This is a genomic window from Lacibacter sp. (assembly GCF_035299325.1).
In the GTDB taxonomy this organism is placed as follows: domain Bacteria; phylum Bacteroidota; class Bacteroidia; order Chitinophagales; family Chitinophagaceae; genus Lacibacter.
Map to the genome: position 1 here is coordinate 189,359 of NZ_DATGWT010000013.1, position 25,087 is coordinate 214,445.

Below are 25,087 nucleotides of genomic sequence, written 5' to 3' on the forward strand. Positions count from 1 at the left end.
GAGAGATGCGGCTTTTTGTATTTTTTAAGGGCTTTTTTAGAAAGGATTATTATTTTTAAAGAACATATGCTTACAAATGAAAAAACAGCCCTTGCTTCTCTTTTTTTTATTATTGGCGGTAACTCAATCTTTCGCCCAGTTCAAGTTTGTTGATTCTTGCGTGCAGTTTAATGTAGACCTAACGATCAACAACCCCTATTCAGATACCATCTATTACCTGTATTTTGATTGTAATAAGAATCAAGGTTTTCGTGAGCGTGTTGTCTTGCGAAATGGAAAATTTCATTTATCTGGAACTGTGAACCGGTCGGCTGAAATTATCTTTATTTGTAAACCTAACGCATTGTTTGAGGATTCAAGTTATTACACCTTAATTGTTGAAGAAGGAAATATTGATGTAGAGTTAACAATGATAGATTCCAATATAGTGCAAGACAGAGTTACCGGATCACTTGCGCAAACGGAAAAACGGAAGTGGGAAATGCAAAACAGTATTCTTCTACGGTCTGATGAAAAGTACGCAAGAGCATACAGCAAATTTTTAAGGAGTAAAGATCCTGCTGATACAGCTGCCCGGGAAAAACGAATGCAGGATTTTCAAAACAGACTCAGCTTATTGAAAGAATTACGATCCGCTATAGCGTTGGACTATATTAAAGCACATCCCGATTCCTATTTTTCCGGAGCAATTTTCAAACGGTATGTTCGGTTATATCCCGTAGACACAATCATGAACTATTTTGAATCGTTCAGTCCACGTGTTCAGCAAAGTGCTTTTGGTAAGTATATCTTGAATGATGCTTTTGCCCGTAGCGATAACTGGCAGCTTTTCTCCCATTACCTCGATAGCGCCACCTTTAAGAGAGTTAAGAATATGCGTTCTCTATATGATGTTTCTCTTCCTGCATTAAAAGCTGATACAGTTTCACTTTCATCATACAAGGGAAAAATTATACTCATTGATTTTTGGGCCAGCTGGTGCGGTCCATGTGTCAAAAGCATTCCTGCTATTAACCGCTTAATGGATGAAGTAAAGGATTTACCCATTGCAATTCTTCCTGTTTCGGTTGATATAAATGAAGAACACTGGAGAAATGCGATTAAGAAGTATAACTACAAAGGTACGCAGTTGCTGGATAAACAAAGTTTGTTGGCAGCTTACTACAAAGTGTTGGGATATCCTACTTATGTTATAATCGATCAGGATGGAAAGCTCGTGGATGGTAATGCCGCAAAACCAACTGATGGCGAGAGCTTAAAAAGGCAATTGATTGAGTTAGTGAAGAAAATGAAAAAGTAATCAGGGTTAATTCAGCCAGTATAAACTCAAACCCCCTGGTACAAATCTTCCGTCTGCAATTCAACCGATAACATAAATCCATTACCCGGACTTGTTATAATATCCATTGTGCCATTGTACACACTTAACCGGCTTGCAATATTTTTTAAACCAATACCATCTTTTGCTGCTTTTGTTGGCATACCATCGCCATCGTCACTGATGGTTAATCGAACTGACATTTCATTTGATTCAAGTGCAAAGATTACCTTAGAAGCATTGGCATATTTAATAATATTCGTACACTGCTCCTGCGCAATCCGGTAAAGTGTGAGTTTTTGTTTTTCGTTCAGGCTGTCTTCGTTAAAGTTGTTAAGCTCAACTTCCACATCAATACCCACAAAGGCAAGCATGCTGTTTGCAATTTTGTAGATCAGGTCAACAAGTGTTTCCTGGTTTAAAAAAGGTGTCACCATTTCGTGCGCAATACGCCTGTTTTCATTCATTACCTGGTTTATGGCATCAACACACATGGCAAGATATTGCGTATGTTTTTGAGGATTGCTTTGAATCATCTGTAATAACAGTTTTGTTCCGGCAAGCAGTTGATTGATGTTGTCGTGCAATTCCTGACCGATTGCATTACGCTCCTTTTCCTGTGCATCGATAGCAGTGGCAGTAATTTCCCTTGCCGTTTTTTTCTGCTGCCTGATCAGTTGTTGTTGAAGCTCTTTACGATTACTTATATCACGAATATAGGCGCAGGTAAAACTGTTGTTATCGGTAAGTACTTTTAAAGCGAAGAACTCAACTGGAAATTCTTTGCCCTCCCGATTTACAACTGTTGTCTCGATTATACGATCTAAGCTTTCAGTATTTCTTGAATGCAGGTAATGCAGGATGCCTTTTTCTGCGAACCGGCGATAGGCCATCGGAATAATTGTTTCATGGAAAGCCTTTGCTTTTATTTCATCAAACGTCCAACCAAAAAGACTCTCAGCCTGGTTATTCCAGAAAATGATATTGTTGCTGTTATCAACACAAATAATAGCATCAAGTGAAGAGTTCATAATGATGCGCCTGATCTCTTCGCTGTTCCTTGCTGCAATCTCATTTTTTTTCAGTTTAGTAATGTTGCGGATAAAAACAGACAGACCATCACTCGACGGATAGATATGGTTCTCCTGCCAAAGATCAAGTGCCGGATAATGATCTGTATTGGTTACATAAACCTGTTCTTTCATTGCTTTTTCAAATGCACGAAACGTATCTGAGCCAACTGCATCAGGGAATACTTCCCAGACTGTTTTGCCTATGAGATCGTCTGCTTTCTTATGGATCAGTTCTTCAGCCTGTTTGTTTAGAAATGTATAGCGGAATTCATGATCAACAGCAATGAATGCATCGCTGATGCGTTCAATTAATGTTTTGTACTGTTCCTGGCTCCGCTGTGCTTCCATTTCGGCCAAACGCTTTTCTGTGATGTCTCTGAAATAAATCACCAATCCGTCTGTTGCAGGATAAATACTGATCTCGGTCCAGCGTTTAAAATAAGTAGAGTAACCTTCATAGAATACTTCCTTTTGTGAGCTCATGGCCTGTTGAAAGGCGGTATGAATTTCGCCGCCCACTGTTTCCGGGAAACACTCCCAAATGTTTTTGCCAGTAACCGATTGATTACTTTGCTTGAACAGTTGTGCAGCATTTGCATTTATATAAGTAAAACGCCAGTTAACATCCAACGAGAAAAAACCATCTGAAATCTGTTCGATCATTTTCCTGAACCTTACTTCACCTTCAAGTACTTCTTTTGTTTTCTTCTGCACTTTTTCTTCAAGTTCTTCTTCTGTTTGTTTTTGTTTTCTGAAATACAGAACGATCCATCTGAAATTAAGGACTGATAGAAAGAAGATGCTGAATAGCATGGCAAATAAGAAAATATTCATTTGCCGAAGCGCACGCTCATTATTACTGCGCTTTTGCTGCAGATGAGAATTTTGTAAAGCATTTATTTTTACACCATAGTGTCTGATACTGTCGGTATATCTTTTCCCTACACCACTTGCAACCAATGCCAGCACTTCATCAGGATTGTGCAGCATTTTTGTTTTAATCATTAATCTTGAAAATACGATCCGCTTACTGATAAGGGGTTTCAATGAGTCTGTAAAGATCAACTTGATGGCAGGATTCTGAATACGATGTTCAAGCTGACTGGTATACGATTTTAATGTTCGCTCAGACGCATAAAGAGGTTCAAGGAAGCTTTCATTACTGGTAATAACATAACCACGGGCGCCTGTTTCATTATCGAGCACAGCAAGCAGTAGCTGCTGTAATTCGTAGCGTATTTCTTCTGAATACATTAATTCCTCGTTGGTATCTTTCAATGTTGCTGTTCGACGAATGGTAATATATACAATGGATACAATGAGAATTGTAAAAAGCAACAATGCTGAAAGTATTGAACTCCGGATAGATAGTTTCATAGATTTCATTACTTATTTTGACAAAACGGATGAATAAACTGTGGATTTGGTTTTGCACAAACATTAAGTAAGCTCTTTTAAAATTATGAAACATGTGTAAGAATTACAAGTATTTTAAATATGTATTCGTATGGCTTAGCTAAACTCAGGTAGTATGTTGTTTGTGTTGGATTGAAGGCTGATGTGAATCTGAAGACGGTTACTGTTTCAGCTGAAAATAAAAATACGTTCAGCATGCTGAACGTATTGAATAAACAAACAATCATATTAGTTACTGAAACATCATCACCTAAATTTCCTGTTGCTCACTTCTGTCAACTTACCGTTTATTCAGAAATTGTTTAATTCAGTTAAGGATGCGAAGTATGATTATGCTGTGTATCTTTTTTTCAAACCTGCTTTATGTCCGCTCACGGCAAAGTAGAGTATGTATAAATAGCATGGTAACACCGCAATAAAAAATGCCAGTTGAAAATCAAGTTTTAGGTTATCTTTTAAATATGCATAAATCATTGGCCAGATAGCACCACCCGCAATACCCATGATCATAATAGCCGAACCTGTTTTGGTAAACTTACCAAGGTGACTGATGCCAAGCGGGAAAATAGCAGGCCACATTAATGAATTGGCTAATCCTAACAATGCAATAAAAGTTACCGATGCATAGCCACCGGTAAAATATGCGGCAATACTGAATATGATACCGAGCATGGCACAGATGCGCAATGCTTTCTGTTGTGAAATATATTTCGGGATGGCAATGATACCTGCGATATAACCAATCAACATTCCACCCAAGGTGAGCGAAGTAAAGAATTTGGAAATATCAGCACTGATACCGAGTTCTTTTCCATACACACCAATAATATCACCGGCCATAACCTCGGCAGCAACGTAAACGAAAATGCAAAATGCACCAAGGAATAAATGCGGGAACTGGAAAATACTTTTATGATGCACTACTTCACCACTTCCTTCATCCACTACATCTTCTTCAACCTGTACTTCCGGTAGATGCGTGAATTTTATGAGCAAGGAGAATAAACAAAAAACAATGGCTAAAACAATGTACGGCATGTTCACACGGCCCAATACTTCCTGCAATAGATGTTGTTTTTCAATGCCTGTGGCTGTTTCAATTTGTTTTTCAATAGCTGCTGCATTTTTAAGAAACAATGTACCCATGATAATAGGAACAAGTATGCCTGCTGTTTTATTACAGATGCCTGCAAAGCTGATACGTTTTGCAGCACTTTCAATTGGACCAATAATAGTGAGATATGGATTTGCAGCAGTTTGTAATAACGCAAGTGCTGAACCTTGTATAAATATTCCTGTTAGAAACAATGCAAATGAATTTGATTTTGCAGCAGGTATAAATAATAACGAGCCAACACCTAGTATGAGCAAACCAAGAACGAGCCCGTTCTTAAATCCTGTTTTTTTTAGTATCCACGACGAAGGCAAAGCCAAAAAGAAATAGGCCATGTACGACGAGAACGTAACAAAGAAAGCCTGGAAATCAGTTAAGCCGAATGAGAGTTTGAAAAAAGGAATTAATGTGCCGTTTGCCCATGTTACAAACCCGAAAATGAAAAACAGGGCGCAGATCATAATCATCGGGATAAGGTTGGTTTCCTTTTTTGGGATAATCATCTGTATTGTTTGTTGCTGCATGCAGTTTCTTTTAGCCCTGAAAATAAGTTAATCAATGCTGAAAGCAGAAAACAACCGTTTGCACAAAGAAAAAAGCCGCATCAACTGATGCGGCTTTTTCTGTTATATTAACTGAAATTAGAGGTCCCACCATAAACGATCTGTTAATGCAGCTACTTGCTGTACATTACCTGAATTCAATGATTGCTCAGTTGATGGATAATCTAACCGTCGGATCGGTTGAGCAAGTAATGCGCTCAATGGTAATTGAAAACCTGTGTATGAATAATTGAAACGTCGTGCATCCACCCATGCTTCCGGGCTAAGGAACATCACGATATATTTTTCACGGAAGATGATGGGTAGTGTAAGATTACCCTGGCCAACTCCAATTGCCGGCAGGGCCAAATAAGTGTCTCTGTTTCCTGAAGAGATGCCGAGTTTATTCATATGAGCAGTAATGCCGGCGATATATGCAGTGTATGCTCTTGATGCATTATTTGCACGTAATGCAGCTTCAGCTTCAATGAACTTAACTTCTTCCAGTGTAATGACAAACAATGGAGCGGCATCGGCACTGTAATAACCATTTGTTGTGAGATAACATTCGTCTCGACTGGTACCTGTTCCCACACGTCCTGCGCCATTACGTGTACCACGGTAATCGCCATATCTTGTTGTGTCGGTAAACCGGCTGATGCGTGGATCAACATAACCATAACGAACGCCGTTCATTGATTGAATAATATTTGTACTGAGCCATGCATCTAACACAAGTGCAGCATTGTTGCGTGCAAGAGTTGCCCACGGGTTACGTAATGTAAACACTGATACTTTCGCCTCCTGTGCAGCAGCTGTATAAGCACTGTCAACAGCAGCTAAAACATTAGTAGCGCTGTAACCGGGTGTTTTACTCAATTGATTCAACAATCTTGCTTTCATACTGAAGGCAGTCCGTATCCAGTAAGTGCGGTTACCGGCATGAAGAAAATCAGCATTCGCAGTAACTGTTATGGTTGGGTTCTTACGTAACTCAACAATGCCTTCATCAAGCAATGTTAAACAACGTGTATGCAGTTCCTGTGCATTATCATATTTCGGGCTCAGGTTTTTTCCTGACAATGCTTCGCTAAAAGGAACATTACCCCACATGTTGGTTGTAAGACTGAGGTTGATGGCCATCATTACTTTTGCCATGCCAAGATGTGCAGTACTTCCCGTTTTAATTGCCAGCTGCTCAAGATCATAAATGTCGGCCATATTATCGTAAAGCAAACGCCAGGTGGTGCTGAAGTCAACACGGTCATATATGTCTGTTGGCGAGTTGGCATTGGGCGATGCAAAATATTGAACATAATAGTTGCTCACATTGGCTGCACGAAAAACATTCAACCCGGTATTTTGTGTAGTTGCAGCAAGAATACCATTGATGGTTGGTTCTGTTGGCCTGTTTGGATCGTTGTTGATATCGAGATATTTTTTACATCCCGTAAAACCAATGAGCATCAGTAGTATCGCTGCGATGCTTTTATATAGTTTGAAATTCTTTTTCATAATCTGTGATTTAAGCATGATAAAATTGTACTGCATTAAAAGTTTACGTTAATGCCTACAAAATAGCTGCGTACACCCGGATAGCTGAAGCCGGCAAAACCATCTGCATTGCTGCCGGAAGGATTTGAACTGTTTTCAGGATCAAAGCCGGTAAATGGTGTGCTGAGCCAAAGGTTGTTACCAGTGACTGTGAAAGATGCACCTTTGATATATTTTGTTTTAGCCAATACTTTTGCGGGAAGTGTATAAGATAAACTGAGGTTGCGTAAACGCACCCAGCCTGCATCTTCCACAAAATTTTCTGTAACGCCACGATGTATGTTACGGTAAAAACCATCATCATAATCACGGCCATCAGGTCCAACCTCCATGCCGAGCCACACACGTTGCGTATTAGCTGCACCTCCTGCAATTACGCCATTGAACACTCTGAAATCGTTACGGTCTTCTGTATACTTGGCAATACCAAATGCACTCATGAAGTTGCCTAACTGGTTAAAGCGTTGTACACCTGCACGCATATCAAACAAAAATGACAAATTGAATTGCTTGTAGGTAAATGAATTACTTACTCCATACATAAATCTTGGCAGTGAATTACCAAGCAAACGTTGATTGGTAGCATCACGTATCGGGAATCCTGCAAGGTTACCGGTGCTTGCTATCAGTAATGGAAGATCACGACGCAAAGTTACACGATCATCGGTTTGTGATCCGTAATAACGAGTGTAGGCAACACCATATAAGCCACCTGCGGGTTGACCCACCACCCATTTTTGTGTAGCACCACTTGACAAATAACCAAACTGTGATGCAATTACAATTTCATTTAAACCTTCTGCAAGACGAACAACCTTATTACGGTTTGCTGTGAAGTTGGCATTTACTTCCCATGTAAAATTGTTGTTGCGTATGGGAGTTCCGTTCACTGCCAGTTCAATACCCTTGTTTTCAATTTCACCCGAGTTAAGTACATACGATGTAAAGCCGGTTGAAGTTGGAACAAGTACACGGTTGATCACATCTTTACTGTTAATCTGGTAAAAACTTACATCAAAACCAACTCTGTTATTAAGGAACTGCATTTCCAAACCTACTTCACGGTTATCGGTAAACTCAGGTTTCAGGTTTTCTGATCCTTTCACATCATCTCTTGTCCAGCCATTAACGCCGTTTACAGGTTGACCGAATGCGCTGTTATAATAGGTGTTGGTTAAATATGGTTCAACAGGTGCAATACCAATACGTGCAAATGAGCCTCTCAACTTACCATAAGAGATCCAGTCGGGCATTTTAAAATGTTGACTGAAGACATAAGCAAGACTTACGCTTGGATAAAAGAAACTGCTGTTGCCACTTGCTACTGAGCTTGCATAATCATTACGACCTGTAAGTGTTAAGTACAGGAAGTTATCGTAACCAAGCGTAGCATCAGCAAAAATACCCATGGTACGTAACTGGGTACGTCTGCTGTTTTGTGTAATTACTCTTGCATTATTTAATGTAGTAAGCCCGATAATGTCAAGCTCAGATCCCTGTGTTTGTTGAAAGTTATAATTGATGTCAACAACATCATGACCTGCTCTTGCATTGAGTGTAAGTTTCTCACCGAAATTAAACTTACCGGTAACAAGCAGGTTGCTGTTAAGTACTTTGTTCAATATTCTGTACTCACCAACAAAGCCCAGTGGGTTATCGCCGAAATTAACAACACCCGGTCTTGCTATTTGTCCGGGTGCAGTTGCACGTCGGTTATCGGAAGTGAAATCCAAACCAAGACGGTAAGAAATATCTAACCAGTTTGCAGGTGAGTATGTAAGCGCAAGATTAGAAAGCATACGGTCAACATTATCTTTGAACGTGTTATAATATGCACCAAAGATGGGGTTGTTGTTGCCGTAGGTTTTATGCGCACCATCAGCTGTTTTATAATCTTTCACATCCCAACGTGGACTCCAGTAGCTGAGACTTTCATTAAAACGATCTGCATTATAACGAAGACCACCGCTGTTGATATAGTTGAAAGATGGATTAAACTGCAGTTTATCACTCAATTTCAGAACAGCATTTACACGTGCATTCCAGTTACTGTAATTCGTGTTGGGTAAAACACCGTTATGGGTAAAGTAACTGAACGATGTATTCACCAATGCTTTTTCGTTACCACCACTTACGTTGAGTGTGTTACGGAATTGGTTACCCTGTTGGTATGCTCTTGCATAGTGATGATAGATCTTATCTGGATGTGTTGGGTCCAATGCCTTTGCGGCAGCAACTGTGGGTCCCCAACTTGGAAAGAAATCTGTAGAGCTGTAGTAGATCTGGTTATTACTGCGGTAACCTTGTGTATACGTTGTCTGTACATCAGGAAACTTATTTACTTCTTCAACACCGTAAGTTGCATTATAGCTTACACGCATTTTACCGGCCTTCGCACTCTTGGTTGTAATAACAATGACACCGTTACTTCCACGGAAACCGTACAAAGCAGTAGCAGCACCACCTCGCAGGATACTCATGCTTTCAATATCATCAGGATTAATATCAGCAATGCGGTTACTCATACCACGAAGATTTGCATTGCCCCCTTCTGTTACAGTTGAATTATCGACAATAACACCATCAATTACAAATAATGGCTGGTTATTACCCAATGCACTTTTTGGTCCACGGATAACAATGTTAGCGCCTTGACCCGGGCCGCCACCGGTTGAATTGATCTGCACACCGGCCACACGACCTTGTATTGCATTCACCAGATTGGGTTGTTTGCTTTCCATCAACTGTTTGTTGTTGATCTCTGTTGCTGCAAAACCCAATGATTTTTTTTGTTGACGAACACCGAATGCTGTAACAACAACTTCGCCTAAAGCAGTACCAGCTTTTAGTGTAACGTTTACTTCACTTGTTGATGATACATCAACCGTTACATCTTCAAAACCGGCTGAACTGATGACCAGCGTTTTTTGATTGCCGGTTAGCTCAATTGAAAAGATGCCATTTACATCTGATACAACGGCTTTTTGTGTTCCCTTGACGGTAACTGTTGCAAATGAAACAGGCTCGCCTTTTTCATCAGAAATTTTGCCGGTTACTTTCCTGGTTTGTGCCTGCATACACAATGGAATGAGCAGTAGGCTCAATAGTAGTTTGAGCAGTTTGAACTTTCTCATGCGCTTAGTTTTGGTTTTAAGAGAAATGATGACTTAGAGATATAACAAGATAGACGGAAAAAATTCTTTTTAAAAGCACATAATGAAAAAATTTAGTAACAATTGGATGAGTGGAAAGGAGTTGTGAAAGACTAATTCCAGAGGATGAACCAAGCTGCAGACCGTTGCTTCTGATCAATAAGAAACGGGTTTTCACCCCGCCATATCCTGTGCGGCCGCAACTTCATCTTTCATAATTTTTTCTTGCTGGTTTAATGTTACTGAATCTGCTCCTGTTTGTTGTTTACGTAAAAGGTTGAAACCAATTACAGACAGCATACATACTGCCCCAACAACCCACCATAAAACAGTGAAGCCCGATTGATCTGCAATCCTTGCACCGAACATGGGCCCAAAGGTTTGTGCAGCCGACCATGCCATTGTATACAGCGCAGCGTATTGTCCACGGTTGCTGTGATCGCTTCGGCTGATCCAGAAACTATTCATAAACGGCATCGACAGCATTTCACCAACTGTAATAAACAGGATAATGATCATTGCCATGACATGATCGATGTTAAAAAAATTCAACAGGAGGAAAGCAATGGCTGTAAGCAGTACACCCAATACAACAAACAATAAAGGCGTCTTCCTTTTTTCCAGGCGATAGATCAATGCCATTTCTGTCAACACAATAAAGATTCCGTTTGCCGCCATGAGAAAGCCGATAAACGGTTCAGAAAAACCACGTTCTTTTTTAAAGTAAACAGAAAGGTTGGTGAATAGCTGAAAGAAACTGGCAGCAAATAAAAAGGAACAGAGGATAAACCATAAATACACTTTGTCTTTGTAAGCAGAAAGAGCTTTTACAGTTGAAGCAGCCACAGATTCTTTTTTTAGTTCCTGTACCGGTGGTTTCAGTAATCGATACAAGAGTAATGCTGCTGAGATATTTGTGATACCATCGATCCAAAACAATAATTCATAATCGAAATGTGCGATCAATCCACCTAAGCCACTACCAACGGCCCAGCCAAAATTAATGGCCAACCTGTTGAGTGAATAAGATCTTGTTCTGTTTTCTTCCTTGCTGTAAAACGCAATAGCTGTTGAGTTGGCAGGACGGAAAGCTTCGTTCACAAAGCTCAATACAAATGTAAAGATGCAAATGAGCGGATAACTTTTCATTTGTCCCAACACCATAAATAACAACCCGCCACCCAGCAATGTGATCAGCTGAATTTTATAAAAACCAATTTTATCAGTAAGTCTTCCACCGATATAGGCTCCTGTAAATGCGCCTGCCCCAAACAAACCAAATACAAAACCTGCCTGACTGAGTGAGTAACCCATTGCAGGACTTGTGAGATACAAACTCAGAAAAGGCACCACCATCGTTCCACTTCTGTTTACAAGCATGATCCATGATAGTAACCAGGTTTCTTTTGATAAACCTGTAAATGCCTGCTTATAAGAGTTGAATGTTTTGGAAAGCATAGAAGGAGAACAAAAGTATTATTAATCGTTCAGAAAGAAAATCGCCGCTCAGTTGAGTGAGCGGCGATTCATATTGTTTTCAAACTCTTTACTGCTTCACTTCAGTTGTCACCGTTGGTGCTGTTTTCGTCCAGCTACCTGCATCCATTTTGCGTGGGGTTGGATATATTTCATCCAATGTATTTCCATCGTATAATCGTCCATTCTTTACTACATAGCGAATGGTATTGGTGTTGCGGATGTTTTGCAATGGATTTGCATCCATGATATTAATATCAGCAAGCTTACCTTCCTCAATACTGCCGAGTTCTTTATCTAATCCCAATGCAGTTGCGCCAAGAATAGTTGCTGTGCGTAGTGCATTCAGATTGTTCATACCACCACTTGCCACACTCCAAAGTTCCCAATGATAACCTAAACCCTGCAATTGCCCATGACTTCCAACGCCGGCTAAGCCACCTTGTTGCACAACACCATTTACTGATTGTGCATGTTTTTTAAACACATGATCTTCCGGTGTAAACCATCCACCCAAACCACCTGCACGACGGCGTGATTTTGCACTCAACTCTTCGTATGGTGTAAAGAAGTTAAGCTTCTTATCATGCACCGGGCTTTCAGTTGTGTAGTAAAAGTTTTCAGCCCATGGTCCGCCATATGCCACAAGTAACGTTGGCGTGTAGGCCATTTTACTTTCGGCAATTGTTTTTGTTACATCATTATACAATGGGAAAACGGGAATGGCATGTTCATGACCCGGATAACCATCAAACAATTGTGTCATGTTCAATTTATAATCCAAACCACCTTCGGTTGTAGGCATCAGCTTTTGTTCTTTTGCTGCCATGATCACCCATTGGCGATGCTGCCTGTTACCTACTAAATACATTTTAATGTATTGTGTGTTGTAATACTTACTGTATTGTTTCAACACATTGCGTGTTTGTTCAAGGCTTTTTAAATTATACATCCAGAAACCAACACCGGGACCTGTGCTGTAAACACGTGGGCCGGGCATTTGTCCTGCTTCCACCATATCACTCCATGTTAACACATCGGTTACAGCTGTCTGAGGATCTCTTGTGGTGGTTACACCATAAGCAAGATTGGCTGCATAGATCCATGAAGTGTTTTTATGCAAACCCCAATATGTCCACATGTGCGAATGTGTATCTACAAAACCGGGAGTAATTGTTTTACCGGTGCAATCAATTTCTTTTGTTCCTGCAGGTACAGTAAGTGTTCCAGTTTTGCCAACTGCTTTAATGCGGTTGTTGACAATAAGCACATCACCGTTTTCAATGACCTCTTCACCTTTCATGGTAACAATGCGTGCATTTTTCAGCAACATTGTTCCTGTTGGCAGATCTTTCTGATAATACACTTTCACCTGTGTTTCTGCAGGCGAATATTTTTCTTTCTTTTTTAATTCTTCTTTTGCCAATGCTTCACGTTTTGCACGTGCAGTATCAACTTTTAAAATGGCTGCAAGTGAATCAGCACTTTTCTTCGCTAATGAATCAGCCAGTTTTTTTGCATCAGGTCCAAGTGCAAGTAATGCCTTTACACTATCAGCCAATCGTTGCGTTTCTGTTTTCTTTGCAGCTTTCACAGAGTCTTCAACAAACTGGGCACGCTCAATATCATATACCCAATGCCCATTACCTAAACTCCAATGTATTTTCTTTCCATCGGCTTCCCATGCAGGGAACTCACCACCAATTTCTGTAAGTTGTCTTGATGGAAAACTGCTGAATGATGGATCTGCTACATTGATCGTTGGCATTTTGCCTGTTTGCGGAATAGTAACCACATACACGTTGTTGTTTACCTGTGCCAGTGCCTGGTTGCCTTCAGGTGCCATCAGAATAATAGCTGCTGATGATGGCATATTCTGTGGTTCACGATTGCTTGCTCCTTCTGGTAACATACAATAATTAACTGAACTGGTTTTCATGATCGGTTTACCCATGACGTATGTAACATCATTTGCTGTTCCGGTTATATGTTCATGACCTGAATGATCATCTGCATCTGCCACTGCACCATACGTTGTAATACCCGTGATGCGTACATGTGTTTTAAGATCGGTACCATCCCAACGGCAGGATATGAGTGTACCACCTTGTCCGTTCAAATAAATGCGATCAGTATTTTTTGTGAAATGAATATTACCTGCATTCACAGTAAGATCAACTTTTGTTATTGGTCCACCTGTTGCATTCATCCATACAATATCAGCTTCGGCACCACTGTAGAACGGATCTTCAGCATCTTTAAATAAGCGAAGCGGTGCTTTAAAAAATGCGATGCGGTTATTATAACTCCAGGCCGGCTGCATATAAAAACCTGGCTCTGTTGTTAATTTTGTTACAGTTGGTTTATTGCCAAACGTTGCTTTCATTAAATGCCCTCCCTCAGTTTCATTCCATGTTACAAACACCAACTGTGTACCATCAGGACTCCATGCAGGCATGGCTTCTGTAAAGTTGTTACTGGTTACACGCTTGGGTGTTCCGTTTGGATAATCCATTACGTACAAACGGTTGAGCACAGTGAATGCAAATTTCTTACCGTCGGGGCTTGGAACGCCATCACGAATTTGTGTTGCAAGAGCAGCACTGGTATCTTTAATCGCATAGTTGAAATACAAACGTGGGCCCATTTCTAAATTTAGATCTGCTTCAAATGCAATTTCTGTTGCTTTACTTCCATCAACTGGAATGCGCCAGATTTTACCACCATAGCTTGCAACAAGAAACTTACTGTCTGGTGTAAATGACATACCGGGTAATACACCTTGTGGTGCAATACTTTCCTGTTCATCACGCTGTACAGGATAGGCAAGCCAACGCTCATCACCATTTTTCATATTACGTAAAACCAACCCTGTTTTATCCTGGTAGCGGCTGCCATACACCATCCATTGACCGTCTTTACTGAGCGTGGGTGTAAATGCAGAACCATAACGAGTAGTAATGGTATTGGTAATTCCTTTATCACGGTCGTAATTACCAATCTGGTATTGCGGCAACAAGGCATTGTAATTCCATGAACCGTTACGCTGACTGTAATAAACATATTTACCATCAGCACTTACAAAAGGATCAATTGTTTTTAATGTTCCGTCATAGAGTTGAGTGCCACCACCACCATCTTTATGATACATCCAGAGCTTGGGAATACGTCGGCCTTTACTGGCGATGATATAATTACCATCAGGCGTCCAAACGGCTGCAGGAAAATCTTCCGTTGCATCTTTGGTTAACTGCACGGTATCTTTCTTCTCCATATCAATGTACCAGATATTGTCGCTTCCGCTGCGATCACTAGTGAAAAGAATTTTCTTTCCATCGGGACTGAAACGAGGATGTGTTTCGTAAGCAATACCTTTTGTAACGGCAGTTGCTTTACCACCTGCAGCAGGCATGGTATAAATATCACCCATGAGATCGAAAGCGATGGTTTGTCCATCAGGACTAACATCCACACTCATCCATGTACCTTCTTTGGCCGTGAATTTTATGGTACGTTCTGGTTTAAGGGGAAGTTTTGCAAATGCCGTGTAAGGCATGGTGTCTTTTTTTGTACTGTCTTTAGCAGGTTGTTGTGCAGCAAGCGGGCCCGACAAGCCGATAAGGGCCAGCACGAATGCAGTCTTTCTCATACTTTTTAGTTTTGCAGAAAGTTAGTATAAGAGGTTGAGATTTTGAAGGAATTCTTGTTTAGTGGTTATTGGGATTGATGGTATAGTATCGTGAATGAAGTAATCTATACTTGCCATAAGTTTATTAACTTGTTGCAGAAGCAGATATCAACACGATTTATGAAAGCACTTCAGTTATCATTTTTTTTATTTTTCAGTTTGCTGTTGTTCAGCTCAAGTTGCAAAAAGCAAAACACAGAACCGGAACTGCCACCTGAAACAACTACTGGTGCAATGACCTTTGGTTGTAAGGTGAATGGGAAAGTGTTTGTTCCAAAATCAGGAGATGGATTCTCTGGAATAATTACTGAGTATCCATTTTTAGGCAATGGACAAGGCGGAGGTTGGTTCTTAAATATTGCAGCAGTAGATAGAAGTTCTGAATTCTTGCCAAGAGTATCAATTACTACAGATAGTTTATTGTTAGTTGAGGGGAGGACTTATCAATTAAAAAAGGAGAAAGGTTTTGCAAAGGGTCAATATGGCTTTAATCTTTTCTTATACCAAATATCAGCAGAAAATATAGGGGAATTAGTTATAACGAAGCATAACTAAACCCTGAGAATTTTATCCGGTCGTTTTTCTTTTTCTGCAACAAATAATAACGGAGAAAAAGTAAATGTTACCGAAGGCCGTTTCGATGTCCGTTATTAATTTTCATTACCCCAACTCCACCGCCGGGTCCCAAAACCTTTTTTCAAAGTCAACTACGGTATCATTCTTTACAGCAACACCATCTTTCTTCAGCAGTTCTTCCATTTGCGTAGGTGTTTCAAAATGTGCTTTGCCGCTAAGCATGCCATTACGGTTTACTACACGTTGTGCATGTACTTTCGGTTTCACCTTATGTGCACCATTCATTGCCCAGCCAACCATACGTGCAGAAAGTTTGGTGCCGAGATAAGCTGCAATAGCACCATATGATGTTACACGACCTTTCGGTATCTGTCGTACCACATCATATACATCCTGGAAAAAAGAATATTCTTTTACTTTACCCGTTTTGGGAAGTTGAGGTTGTTTTTTGGAGGGCATCTTTACGCTCTTTTAATACCAAGGTACGACGAGGCTCCGGAACAGCTTCATAATCGTAAGGGCAATGCCTGCAGCCATGGCCGCAACAGTATCCTTTGTCAAGATGATACTTGGCAGTAAGCACAATATTATCATGCTCATCATAATAAAAATCCAGTCCTTCCTTTAAGTTATTCATGTGTCTCCCGTGGGCGTAATAATTGTTTAACCAACCACAACCCATTTTGTTGCAACTATTTTTTGCAGAGAATCAGTCCGTTCAGTCTTTCTCCGTATCAAACACCCATTGTTTTAACAAAGCATCCGGCTCAACAGGTAATGGCGTTGCAGGTAAACTGAATTGCAGGTAATGGATGCGGTTGCTTTGTGCAATATCTAATCCTTCGTAATGTGTTTTGATCTTCAATTCATCGCTGATGGTTTCTTCTTTATACAGATCATCGGTTGAAGCATGCAATGGCAGATCATACAAACTGATCACTTCCTTGGTGAAACGATACAACACAGGTGAATCAGTTTTTAAATGAATAAGCCCGCCTTGTTTCAGCAGTTGTTGATACGAACGTAAAAATTTAGGATGTGTTAAACGCTTTTTGTGTTTCGATGCACGAAGCTGCGGATCAGGAAAAGTGATCCATATCTCACTTACTTCGCCTTCAGCAAAATAGTTCGTCACCTGGTCAATTTGTGAACGCACAAACGCAACATTGGTTAAGTTTTCTTTCAGCGCTGTTTTAGCACCCACCCAAATGCGGTTGCCTTTGAGATCAATCCCAATAAAATTCCGTTGAGGATATAAACGGCCCAGCCCGACAGCATACTCGCCTTTACCACAAGCCAGTTCTAAGGTGATAGGGTGATCGTTCTTAAAAAAATCATTCCACTTCCCTTTCATATCCTGCGGATACTGCAACACATTGGGGAAGGTTTCTATTTCAGCAAAACGGATGAGCTTTTTTTGTCCCATAGCGGGCAAAGGTAGGGTTGTGTGTAAAATGAATGTAGAACAAAAAAGAGGAAGTCTATAAAACGAAAGAGCCCTTTGTAAAAACAAAAGGCAATCGTAAAAAAAGCATGAGAAAAATCTGTACGGAACAGAGTTGATCGGTATGGAAAGCAACCGAAATAAGCTGTAGGGGGAGGGATCGAACCTCCACGGAGCAGTTAGTTGTAGCACAAAGTTCAGTGGTCGACCCTGGTCGAATGGTTATTGCTAACCAAACGGCTCTATGCTATATTTATCCTGTTATCTCCACCCCCGAGACAAGAGGGCATGTCTGCCAAAAATTTCATCACCCCACAGTGTAAAAAGAACTAGTTGAAAATCCAATGTGCAAAATCCAATATTCAAGACACTTAGTCGGCGTTTGTTTTTTGGGTTTTGTATCTTGGGTTTTGTTTGAGCTGTAGAGGGAGGGATCGAACCTCCACGGAGCAGTTAGTTCCGTTGCCGGACTTTATCCTGTTATCTCCACCCCCGAGACGAGAGGGCATGTCTGCCGAAAATTTCATCACTCCACAGTATGTTGTTCAAAGAACGATTACAGTGCAATATTAAAGCATATCTGCAATTCTTTGAACAATTTTCAACAAAAATTTTAAAACTTTCGATGATATTCAAAATACAATTCTTAATATTGAAAATATTTTAAAACACACTGGCAATATGGGCGCTAAATTGAATCTTGACAAACTGGACCTGCAGATCATTTCTGAAATGATGGAAGATGCACAGATCTCCTATGCTGATTTGGGGAAGAAACTCTTTGTTTCAGGCGGTACCATTCATGTGCGCATCAAAAAACTACAGGAACATGGCATTGTGAAGGGCACCAAGCTTAATGTTGATCTCAAAGCCCTGGGTTATGATATCACAGCCTTTGTGGGCATATTCCTGGAGAAAAGTTCGTTGTACGATACGGTTGCAAAAGACCTGCGCAAAATTCCGGAGATCGTTCGCCTTAATTACACAACAGGTAACTATAGTATGTTTATTGAAGTAGTGTGTAAGGATATCAATCAACTTCGTTTTGTGTTGCACGATGCGTTGCAGAAAATTAAGGGGATCGAACGTACAGAAACCTTTATTTCGCTTGACGAAAGTTTTAACCGCAAAGTGGAAGTGGTACAGGATCTTGCCTGATAACTACATTAACTGATTTTCAAATGATCCTTTTGAATAATACTGCATATGAATTTAGATATCGTATTTGATGTGATCCGTAAACGCTGGATGCAGGCTTTGCTGCTGGTGTTTCTTGCAACTGTTCTCACAGGTGGAATCCTGTATTTGCAAAAACCTTATTTCCGGAGTACAGCTGTGTTCACTGCTGCCAATCCTAATCTAGGTGACCGTTCGAATATTTACCGTACAGAATTTTGGGAGCAATACTTTTATTATGGTGGTGAGTTTGATAATGATCGTTTGATGGCACTTGCACGTTCTGAAGAGATGTGTCGGTTTATGGTTGATAGTTTTGATTTGATCAAACACTATAAAATAAATGCAGGGAATGAAAAGGCAGAATATTTAGCCGATTATGAATACAAAGAGAATATCCGCATTCATAAAAATGAGCTTGGCCATGTAAAAATAAATGTGTGGGATACCGATAAAAAACTGGCAGCTGCTATTGCCAATGCTATTGTAGCAAGAACAAATGCAAAGAGCATTGCTTCATTGAACAACATGAAGCTGGAGATTTTACGTAAGCTGCAACATGATTTTAATGTGCAGAAAGACAGTCTTCAACAAATCGAACTGCAGTTACAATCAAACGCAGATGCATTACTTACATCACGCAAGACAGATGTGATCAGTCGCTTGAACGAAACGGAGAAGCTGATCCAGCAATTTAACACCAGTGTGAATGAAGTAAGCGCTTTGTTTGTAATTGAAGAAGCACTTCCTGCATTAAAGAAGGATAAGCCGAAAGTATTGGCGGGAATGATCATGGCAGCAATTGTATCATTTATCTTTTCTGTGTTGCTGTTGCTGTTTGTTGAGTGGCGATCAAGACAAAAAGTGAGCTGATGCAACAAGCCGTTTCAAAACAGGAATTCCTCAACTGGTGGTTACCAGCCATTGCTGCTGTTTTTTGTTTTGTTGCGGGTATTGTACTTGATGAAACAATTTTGCTGCTGATGCCATTTGTTGTGTTGGCAATACTTGTCTTTACCAAAAACCTACGCTATCTTTTTTTTGCACTCCTATTTGCCATTCCTTTATCAACAGAATTTTCTGTTACTGCTACTCTCTCAACAGATTTGCCCGATGAACCGATGATGCTGATGCTTGCAGGTTCATTATTGTTGTTGCTGATTCTTAAACCTTCGCTCCTGCCAAAAGAATTAATGAAAAGCAGTTTGGTGCTGTTGGTGCTGCTGCAACTTGTTTGGATGTTGGTGACGGTCTTGTTCTCTCATGAACTGTGGTTGAGTATAAAATATTGCCTGGCAAAATCGTGGTTCCTGCTGGCGTTTGTTACAGGCGGGTTATTATTTCTTCGTACTAAAGATGATCTCATACTTGCATCAAAAGCATTGATCTTTTCAATGCTGGTACCCATTGTAATAAGTTTGGTGCGTCATGCAGGCAAAGGCTTTTCATTTGAATCCATCAACTCAACGCTTGATCCGTTTTTTCGTAATCATGTAAATTATTCAGCAGTTATCGTGTGCCTGTTACCTATTCTGTTCGTGTGGTATCATTTTTCTGAAGGAAGATTGCGTAAATGGATCATCGCCTGCATTGTTGTTTTCATTGTTGCATTATTCTTTGCTTATTCAAGGGGTGCATGGCTTTGTCTTCTATCCGGTGCAGTTACATGGATTGCTGTAAAACGACGTTTTTTGTTATCGCTTATTCTTGCTGCATTGATCATAGCGGGAGCTGCTTTGTTCTGGCTGATTCAACATGATAACTATTTAAAGTTTGCACCAGATTTTAATACAACAACCCAACATACCGATTTCAATGAGCATCTTGAGGCGACGTATACATTGAAGGATATGTCAACAATGGAGCGTTTCTACCGCTGGATCGCCGGTATAAAAATGCTGAATGAAGAAAAGATGCATGGCTTTGGCCCAAACAGTTTTACTACTTATTATAAAGAATACACAGTTACCGCTTTTAAAACATGGGTAAGCAGTAACGAAGAAAAATCATCGGTACATAATTATTTTCTATTGATCGCTATTGAGCAAGGCTTACCCGGTTTGATATTATTAATAAGCCTGCTTATTTACATGTTTGCGGTTGCAGTAAAAGCATATCATACATTACGTGATCCGTTTGAACGATCATTTGCTATGCTTTGTGCTGTTGTATTAAGTATGATCGTAACCTTGAACCTTTTGAGTGATCTGATTGAAACAGATAAGATCGGCAGTCTTTATTTTATTATACTTGGGTTGTTGATAAGATTACAGGTGAAAGTAAATGTACAAAACAAACAAGCTGTTGTGTTATAAAGAACCACCTTCAACAAAACGTGAGCTGACAAATATTTCTTTAGGTTCTTCTTTACCTTTTACACATTGCATCATACGCTCACAGGCGAGCTTACCTAACCGGTAACCGCTTGTTTCAACAAACGTAATCTCAGGATAGTAGAGTTTAGGAAAGAAACCATCGCTTAAACTGATAATCCCCGTCTGTTTCGGCACCCCGATTTTCAGTTTCTGAACACTCTTCATTACACCTGTTAATATTTCATCACTCATGCAAAAAACAGCGTCTGGTTGCTTTTTCAATTTAAAGTAACTGTTGCTGATATGTTCTGCTTCTTCGGTAGTACCTGCATATTCAATCGAAAGAGCTAACTTTTTAGTTGTGGACAGTGTTTCCTGAAATGCTTTTAACCTTCGTTTGGTAATTGACATCTGTGATTCACCAAAAATTGCAAGAATATTTTTTTTATTTTTTTGCAGCAACGCTTCAGCAGCCATTACTGCAGCATCCTTATCAGCCAAACAAACCCGGTTGTAAGAATCATCGTCAGGCACCTTGTCAAAAAACACAACCGGTATGCCAGCGTCTTTCATTTTATGAAATGCATCAAGGTTAGTTGTTTCTTTAGCCAGGCATACAAACACGCCACTCACCCTGTTTTGACGATAGATCTTCAGGTTTTCTATTTCTGTTTCAGGATTATCTGCGCTTTGTAATATCATAAGCGAGTAACCCGATTGTTTCACCTCTTCTTCCACAGCTGCTATAAATGAATCATAGAAATTATTCGTGATGGAAGGAATAAGGATACCAAACACTTTTGTGTTTTTACTACGCAGGTTAACAGCAACAGCATTCGGTTCGTATTCAAGCGTTTCAGCCAGCTCCGTTACTTTTTGTTTGGTGCTTTGTGAAATATCAGGATGATTTTTTAGTGCCCGTGATACAGTAGAAATACTGATATCCAGTACCTGGGCTATCTTTTTAAGTGTTGCGTTCGCCATATTGAAAGTTTAGGGTCGATAATTTTTCCACCGCAATTATTTTCGCAATCGTTTGCGTGTTCTCCTTCATAAACTTAGCATGTTTTGTTGGAACTATTTGCTGAAAACTTCGTTTAAATTCACAGAAGATTAACAGCTCATCGATTGCATGGTTGCCATACAAGTATGGTTCAGGAAGATCAGTCCCTTGAAACTGAACCCTCCCTTCAGGTATTTCCTGCATAGACAGCTGTGGTCTATAACCCCTCAACAATTTAAAAACTACTGATTATGATCTTGACGAAACTTGCAAGAGGCATTCTCACCATGTTCGGTGTGTTTGTACTGGTGGCAGTTGCCTCAGCTCAAACCAAAACGATTACAGGTAAAGTAACAGACCCTAAAGGTGAGGCTGTTCCGTCTGCAACTGTAACTGTTAAAGGAACAAAGACCTCTACTTCCACCGGTAATGATGGAACATTCCGGCTAGCAGTTCCATCCAACGCAACCACTTTAGTTATTACATCTGTTGGTTATACTTCTACCGAAGTAAGTATTTCCGGCGATGTGGTAAACGCTACATTGGAAGTTGCCAATGAAGCATTGAATGAAGTGGTGGTAATTGGTTATGGAACACAACGTAAACGTGATTTAACGGGAGCAGTTGCTTCTGTTAAAGCAAAGGACTTTAACCAAGGTGTGCAGATTGCACCCGATCAGCTTATTCAAGGTAAGGTTGCCGGTGTTCAGGTAATTAATAACAGCGGCCAGCCGGGCGGCGCTACTACATTTAAAATTCGTGGTAACTCATCTTTGCGATCAGGCAACCAGCCCCTATTTGTTATTGATGGGGTAATTGTAGATGGATCAAGTGCAAGACCAGGTTTATCTGTAACAGGTTTAGGAAATGCGCCGGATGCAAACCCGCTTAACTTTATTAACCCTAACGACATTGCATCTATTGATGTATTAAAAGATGCATCGGCCACAGCCATCTATGGTTCACGTGGTGCAAATGGTGTGGTAATTGTTACTACTAAAAAGGGACAAAGCGGCACACCAAAAGTAGAACTGAATGCCAGTTATGGTGTTAGTTCAATCCTTCGTAGAATTGAAGTATTAAATGCTACTGAATATCGCCAGTCTTTACAGGATTACAGCTTAACCGGCGGAAATTTTAATGCAGATGTGGATGCGTATGACGCTATTCTTACAACTGCTAATACACTCAATAGTTCGTTAGCGGTAAGTGGAGGTTCAGAAAGTGCACGCTATCGTATATCAGTTGGTTATCTCGATCAGGATGGTATCATTAAAAATACAGGCTTTAAAAAACTTACTGCCGGTATTAATTCAAATTTTAAATTTCTCAAGAATAAGAGAGCAGGATTTGATTTTAATTTATTAGCCTCCCAGCAAAATGAGCGTATTGGCGCAATCAGTAACAATGCAGGGTTTACCGGTAACGTATTATCAACTGCATTGCAATGGAATCCAACACGTCCGTTAAGAAAGCCTGATGGATCGATCAATAATTATTTTGATGGATCAACACTTAACCCACTTGAATTTATTGAAGGTTTTCGTGATAATGCAGTTACTACAAACATTGTAGGTAGTTTCTCTCCATCATATAAATTCACAGATAATTTGGAGTATAAGCTTTTATATGGTTTTAACTATGGTACAGGTGAACGTAGAACTTCTATACGCCGTTGGGTAAACCTCGAAAATAACGGAATCAATAATGATTGGCCTAATGGGCAAGGTACCGCCGCTATTGGTAATAATCAATTGCTCACACAAACGGTTACACAGACGCTTACATATAACAAGAAAATAGGCAGACAACTTAATTTTAATGGACTACTCGGCTATGAATATTTCCGTAAGGAGAATAAAGGAGTAAATTTGATTGGTAGAAACTTTGCCTCAAACAGTACAGCCAGTGACCCATTAGACTATACTGATATCCTCGAATACAGCCTTAACACAAATAAAAGATTTTTTTCCTTCAATAATCCTGTTGAAGAAATCAGATCGTTCTTTACAAGGTTGAACTTTGATTACAAAAGCAAATATTATCTTACTGCTACCTTCAGAGCGGATGGCTCAAGTAAATTCGGTTCAAATAACCGTTACGGATTCTTCCCGTCATTCTCTGCCGGTTGGAATCTTTCAGACGAAGAATTCTTTAAAGTTGATTTCATTAACAGCTTAAAACTTCGTGGAGGCTGGGGTATTACAGGTAATCAAGAGTTTCCTGCTGGTGCGGCTTTGATAAGAAATGTACTTAATGAGAACAGTCAAGGAACACCTCAGGTACAATTGTTTAATAAAAATTTGAAATGGCAAGAAGATGTTCAATCTAATATTGGTATTGACTTTACAATGCTAAACCGTAAGTTATCGGGTACAATTGATCTTTTCAGTAGAACAACAAAGCAACTCTTATACCCTAATATTGCTCCACAACCTTCACCAGGTACTGTAAAATGGGAAAATTTAAATGGCCAGATTGAAAATAAAGGGATAGAAATTACACTTAACGCTGCTATTGTTTCAAAACAGGATTTCAACTGGGATCTTGGAGTGAATGCCACATTTGTTAAGAATGAAGTATCCGGTTTACCAGCTCCAATTCAAACCGGTGAGTTGAATGGTCAAGGTATGTCTGGTACTTTATCTCAGCTAATCACAAACGGACAACCAATTAATACTTTTTATACAAGGGATTTTAGGGGAATTGATAAGGCGACAGGGCAGTCAATTTATGTAGATGATGGCAATGTGTTTTATTTAATGGGCAATCCTAACCCAACGACCATACTTGGTATTTCCACTACAATTAGCTACAAAAATTTATCACTTTCTGCAAACCTCAATGGTGCGTTTGGTCATGTGATTTACAACAATACAGCAAATTCTGTGTTACCCATTGGTAACCTTGGTACAAGAAATATTGCTAAGGCATTATATAAGAATGGAGAATCAACTACAAATCCAATTACTTCTTCATCACGTTACTTAGAAAAGGGCAATTATCTGAAAGCTGCCAATACTACTTTGTCGTACAAGTTTGGAAGCGTTGGAAAAGAAATCAGTGGTATTTCAGTTTATGTAACTGCTCAAAACCTTTTCCTTTTAACCAAGTACACTGGTTTTGATCCTGAAGTAAATACTGATAAGCAAGTAAATGGTATTCCTTCTGTAGGTATTGATTATATCGGTTACCCATCAGCAAGAACATTCTTATTTGGTGTTAATGTATCATTCTAAA

16 protein-coding genes are annotated in these 25,087 nt (G+C 39.8%); 6 read left to right on the forward strand and 10 right to left on the reverse strand.

Going from position 1 to position 25,087, the window contains the following annotated elements; genetic code table 11:
* Window positions 1-76: 76 nt before the first annotated feature.
* The gene (locus tag VK159_RS08855; RefSeq protein ID WP_324229770.1) at window positions 77-1,300 is read left to right on the forward strand and encodes a TlpA disulfide reductase family protein; all 1,224 of its coding nucleotides are present in this window, start codon (window positions 77-79) and stop codon (window positions 1,298-1,300) included.
* A gap of 26 nt (window positions 1,301-1,326) precedes the next feature.
* On the opposite strand, the gene VK159_RS08860 is transcribed toward VK159_RS08855, so the two are convergent.
* From VK159_RS08860 to VK159_RS08885, 6 genes are all read right to left on the reverse strand, one after another.
* Window positions 1,327-3,768 carry a PAS domain S-box protein gene (locus tag VK159_RS08860; RefSeq protein WP_324229771.1) on the reverse strand — a complete coding sequence of 814 codons (2,442 nt, stop codon included), beginning with the start codon at window positions 3,766-3,768 and terminating at the stop codon, window positions 1,327-1,329.
* Between the two features lie 369 nt (window positions 3,769-4,137).
* Complete coding sequence (locus VK159_RS08865; RefSeq protein ID WP_324229772.1) at window positions 4,138-5,445, reverse strand: sugar MFS transporter; 1,308 nt, start codon at window positions 5,443-5,445, stop codon at window positions 4,138-4,140.
* Between the two features lie 117 nt (window positions 5,446-5,562).
* Window positions 5,563-6,978, reverse strand: a complete 1,416-nt coding sequence (locus VK159_RS08870; RefSeq protein WP_324229773.1) for a SusD/RagB family nutrient-binding outer membrane lipoprotein — start codon at window positions 6,976-6,978, stop codon at window positions 5,563-5,565.
* A gap of 35 nt (window positions 6,979-7,013) precedes the next feature.
* Entirely contained in the window at window positions 7,014-10,151 is a 3,138-nt protein-coding gene (locus VK159_RS08875; protein ID WP_324229774.1) for a SusC/RagA family TonB-linked outer membrane protein, read from the reverse strand.
* 192 nt (window positions 10,152-10,343) lie between these two features.
* Window positions 10,344-11,627: an MFS transporter gene (locus tag VK159_RS08880; protein WP_324229775.1), complete on the reverse strand. Its 1,284-nt coding sequence runs from the start codon at window positions 11,625-11,627 to the stop codon at window positions 10,344-10,346.
* A gap of 88 nt (window positions 11,628-11,715) precedes the next feature.
* A complete protein-coding gene (locus VK159_RS08885; protein WP_324229776.1) occupies window positions 11,716-15,294 on the reverse strand; it encodes an amidohydrolase family protein in 3,579 nt (1,192 codons plus the stop codon).
* 159 nt (window positions 15,295-15,453) lie between these two features.
* Between VK159_RS08885 and VK159_RS08890 the strand changes: the two genes are divergently transcribed.
* Window positions 15,454-15,888, forward strand: coding sequence for a hypothetical protein (locus VK159_RS08890; RefSeq protein ID WP_324229777.1), 435 nt, complete (start codon window positions 15,454-15,456; stop codon window positions 15,886-15,888).
* Window positions 15,889-15,993: 105 nt separating this feature from the next.
* Here the strand turns inward: VK159_RS08890 and VK159_RS08895 are convergent, their stop codons facing one another.
* The 3 genes from VK159_RS08895 to trmB form a co-directional block, all read right to left on the reverse strand.
* Window positions 15,994-16,368, reverse strand: a complete 375-nt coding sequence (locus VK159_RS08895; protein ID WP_324229778.1) for an MGMT family protein — start codon at window positions 16,366-16,368, stop codon at window positions 15,994-15,996.
* Window positions 16,328-16,546 carry a DUF5522 domain-containing protein gene (locus tag VK159_RS08900; RefSeq protein WP_324229779.1) on the reverse strand — a complete coding sequence of 73 codons (219 nt, stop codon included), beginning with the start codon at window positions 16,544-16,546 and terminating at the stop codon, window positions 16,328-16,330. Before VK159_RS08900 ends, VK159_RS08895 begins: the two co-directional genes overlap by 41 nt.
* A gap of 81 nt (window positions 16,547-16,627) precedes the next feature.
* Window positions 16,628-17,335: a tRNA (guanosine(46)-N7)-methyltransferase TrmB gene (gene trmB / locus VK159_RS08905; protein ID WP_324229780.1), complete on the reverse strand. Its 708-nt coding sequence runs from the start codon at window positions 17,333-17,335 to the stop codon at window positions 16,628-16,630.
* Between the two features lie 699 nt (window positions 17,336-18,034).
* Between trmB and VK159_RS08910 the strand changes: the two genes are divergently transcribed.
* From VK159_RS08910 to VK159_RS08920, 3 genes are read left to right on the forward strand one after another with little or no spacing between them, the layout of a single operon-like run.
* Window positions 18,035-18,511 carry an Lrp/AsnC ligand binding domain-containing protein gene (locus tag VK159_RS08910; protein WP_324229781.1) on the forward strand — a complete coding sequence of 159 codons (477 nt, stop codon included), beginning with the start codon at window positions 18,035-18,037 and terminating at the stop codon, window positions 18,509-18,511.
* Between the two features lie 48 nt (window positions 18,512-18,559).
* On the forward strand, window positions 18,560-19,402 hold the full coding sequence (locus tag VK159_RS08915; protein ID WP_324229782.1) for a hypothetical protein: 843 nt from the start codon (window positions 18,560-18,562) through the stop codon (window positions 19,400-19,402).
* Entirely contained in the window at window positions 19,402-20,844 is a 1,443-nt protein-coding gene (locus VK159_RS08920; protein ID WP_324229783.1) for an O-antigen ligase family protein, read from the forward strand. Before VK159_RS08915 ends, VK159_RS08920 begins: the two co-directional genes overlap by 1 nt.
* Here the strand turns inward: VK159_RS08920 and VK159_RS08925 are convergent.
* Complete coding sequence (locus VK159_RS08925; protein WP_324229784.1) at window positions 20,839-21,828, reverse strand: LacI family DNA-binding transcriptional regulator; 990 nt, start codon at window positions 21,826-21,828, stop codon at window positions 20,839-20,841. The genes VK159_RS08920 and VK159_RS08925 overlap by 6 nt on opposite strands.
* 270 nt (window positions 21,829-22,098) lie before the next feature.
* Here VK159_RS08925 and VK159_RS08930 point away from each other — a divergent pair, with 270 nt between their 5' ends.
* On the forward strand, window positions 22,099-25,086 hold the full coding sequence (locus VK159_RS08930) for a SusC/RagA family TonB-linked outer membrane protein (protein ID WP_324229785.1): 2,988 nt from the start codon (window positions 22,099-22,101) through the stop codon (window positions 25,084-25,086).
* Window position 25,087: the final 1 nt, after the last annotated feature.

Excerpts from the sequence above, each read along its gene's own strand:
- VK159_RS08875 (WP_324229774.1), bottom strand. The coding sequence starts at position 10,151 with ATGAGAAAGTTCAAACTGCTCAAACTACTATTGAGCCTACTGCTCATT.
- VK159_RS08865 (WP_324229772.1), bottom strand. The coding sequence starts at position 5,445 with ATGCAGCAACAAACAATACAGATGATTATCCCAAAAAAGGAAACCAAC.
- VK159_RS08915 (WP_324229782.1), top strand. The coding sequence starts at position 18,560 with ATGAATTTAGATATCGTATTTGATGTGATCCGTAAACGCTGGATGCAG.
- VK159_RS08870 (WP_324229773.1), bottom strand. The coding sequence starts at position 6,978 with ATGAAAAAGAATTTCAAACTATATAAAAGCATCGCAGCGATACTACTG.
- VK159_RS08900 (WP_324229779.1), bottom strand. The coding sequence starts at position 16,546 with ATGAATAACTTAAAGGAAGGACTGGATTTTTATTATGATGAGCATGAT.
- VK159_RS08855 (WP_324229770.1), top strand. The coding sequence starts at position 77 with ATGAAAAAACAGCCCTTGCTTCTCTTTTTTTTATTATTGGCGGTAACT.
- VK159_RS08860 (WP_324229771.1), bottom strand. The coding sequence starts at position 3,768 with ATGAAACTATCTATCCGGAGTTCAATACTTTCAGCATTGTTGCTTTTT.
- VK159_RS08880 (WP_324229775.1), bottom strand. The coding sequence starts at position 11,627 with ATGCTTTCCAAAACATTCAACTCTTATAAGCAGGCATTTACAGGTTTA.
- VK159_RS08910 (WP_324229781.1), top strand. The coding sequence starts at position 18,035 with ATGGGCGCTAAATTGAATCTTGACAAACTGGACCTGCAGATCATTTCT.
- VK159_RS08925 (WP_324229784.1), bottom strand. The coding sequence starts at position 21,828 with ATGGCGAACGCAACACTTAAAAAGATAGCCCAGGTACTGGATATCAGT.
- VK159_RS08890 (WP_324229777.1), top strand. The coding sequence starts at position 15,454 with ATGAAAGCACTTCAGTTATCATTTTTTTTATTTTTCAGTTTGCTGTTG.
- trmB (WP_324229780.1), bottom strand. The coding sequence starts at position 17,335 with ATGGGACAAAAAAAGCTCATCCGTTTTGCTGAAATAGAAACCTTCCCC.
- VK159_RS08895 (WP_324229778.1), bottom strand. The coding sequence starts at position 16,368 with ATGCCCTCCAAAAAACAACCTCAACTTCCCAAAACGGGTAAAGTAAAA.
- VK159_RS08885 (WP_324229776.1), bottom strand. The coding sequence starts at position 15,294 with ATGAGAAAGACTGCATTCGTGCTGGCCCTTATCGGCTTGTCGGGCCCG.
- VK159_RS08930 (WP_324229785.1), top strand. The coding sequence starts at position 22,099 with ATGATCTTGACGAAACTTGCAAGAGGCATTCTCACCATGTTCGGTGTG.
- VK159_RS08920 (WP_324229783.1), top strand. The coding sequence starts at position 19,402 with ATGCAACAAGCCGTTTCAAAACAGGAATTCCTCAACTGGTGGTTACCA.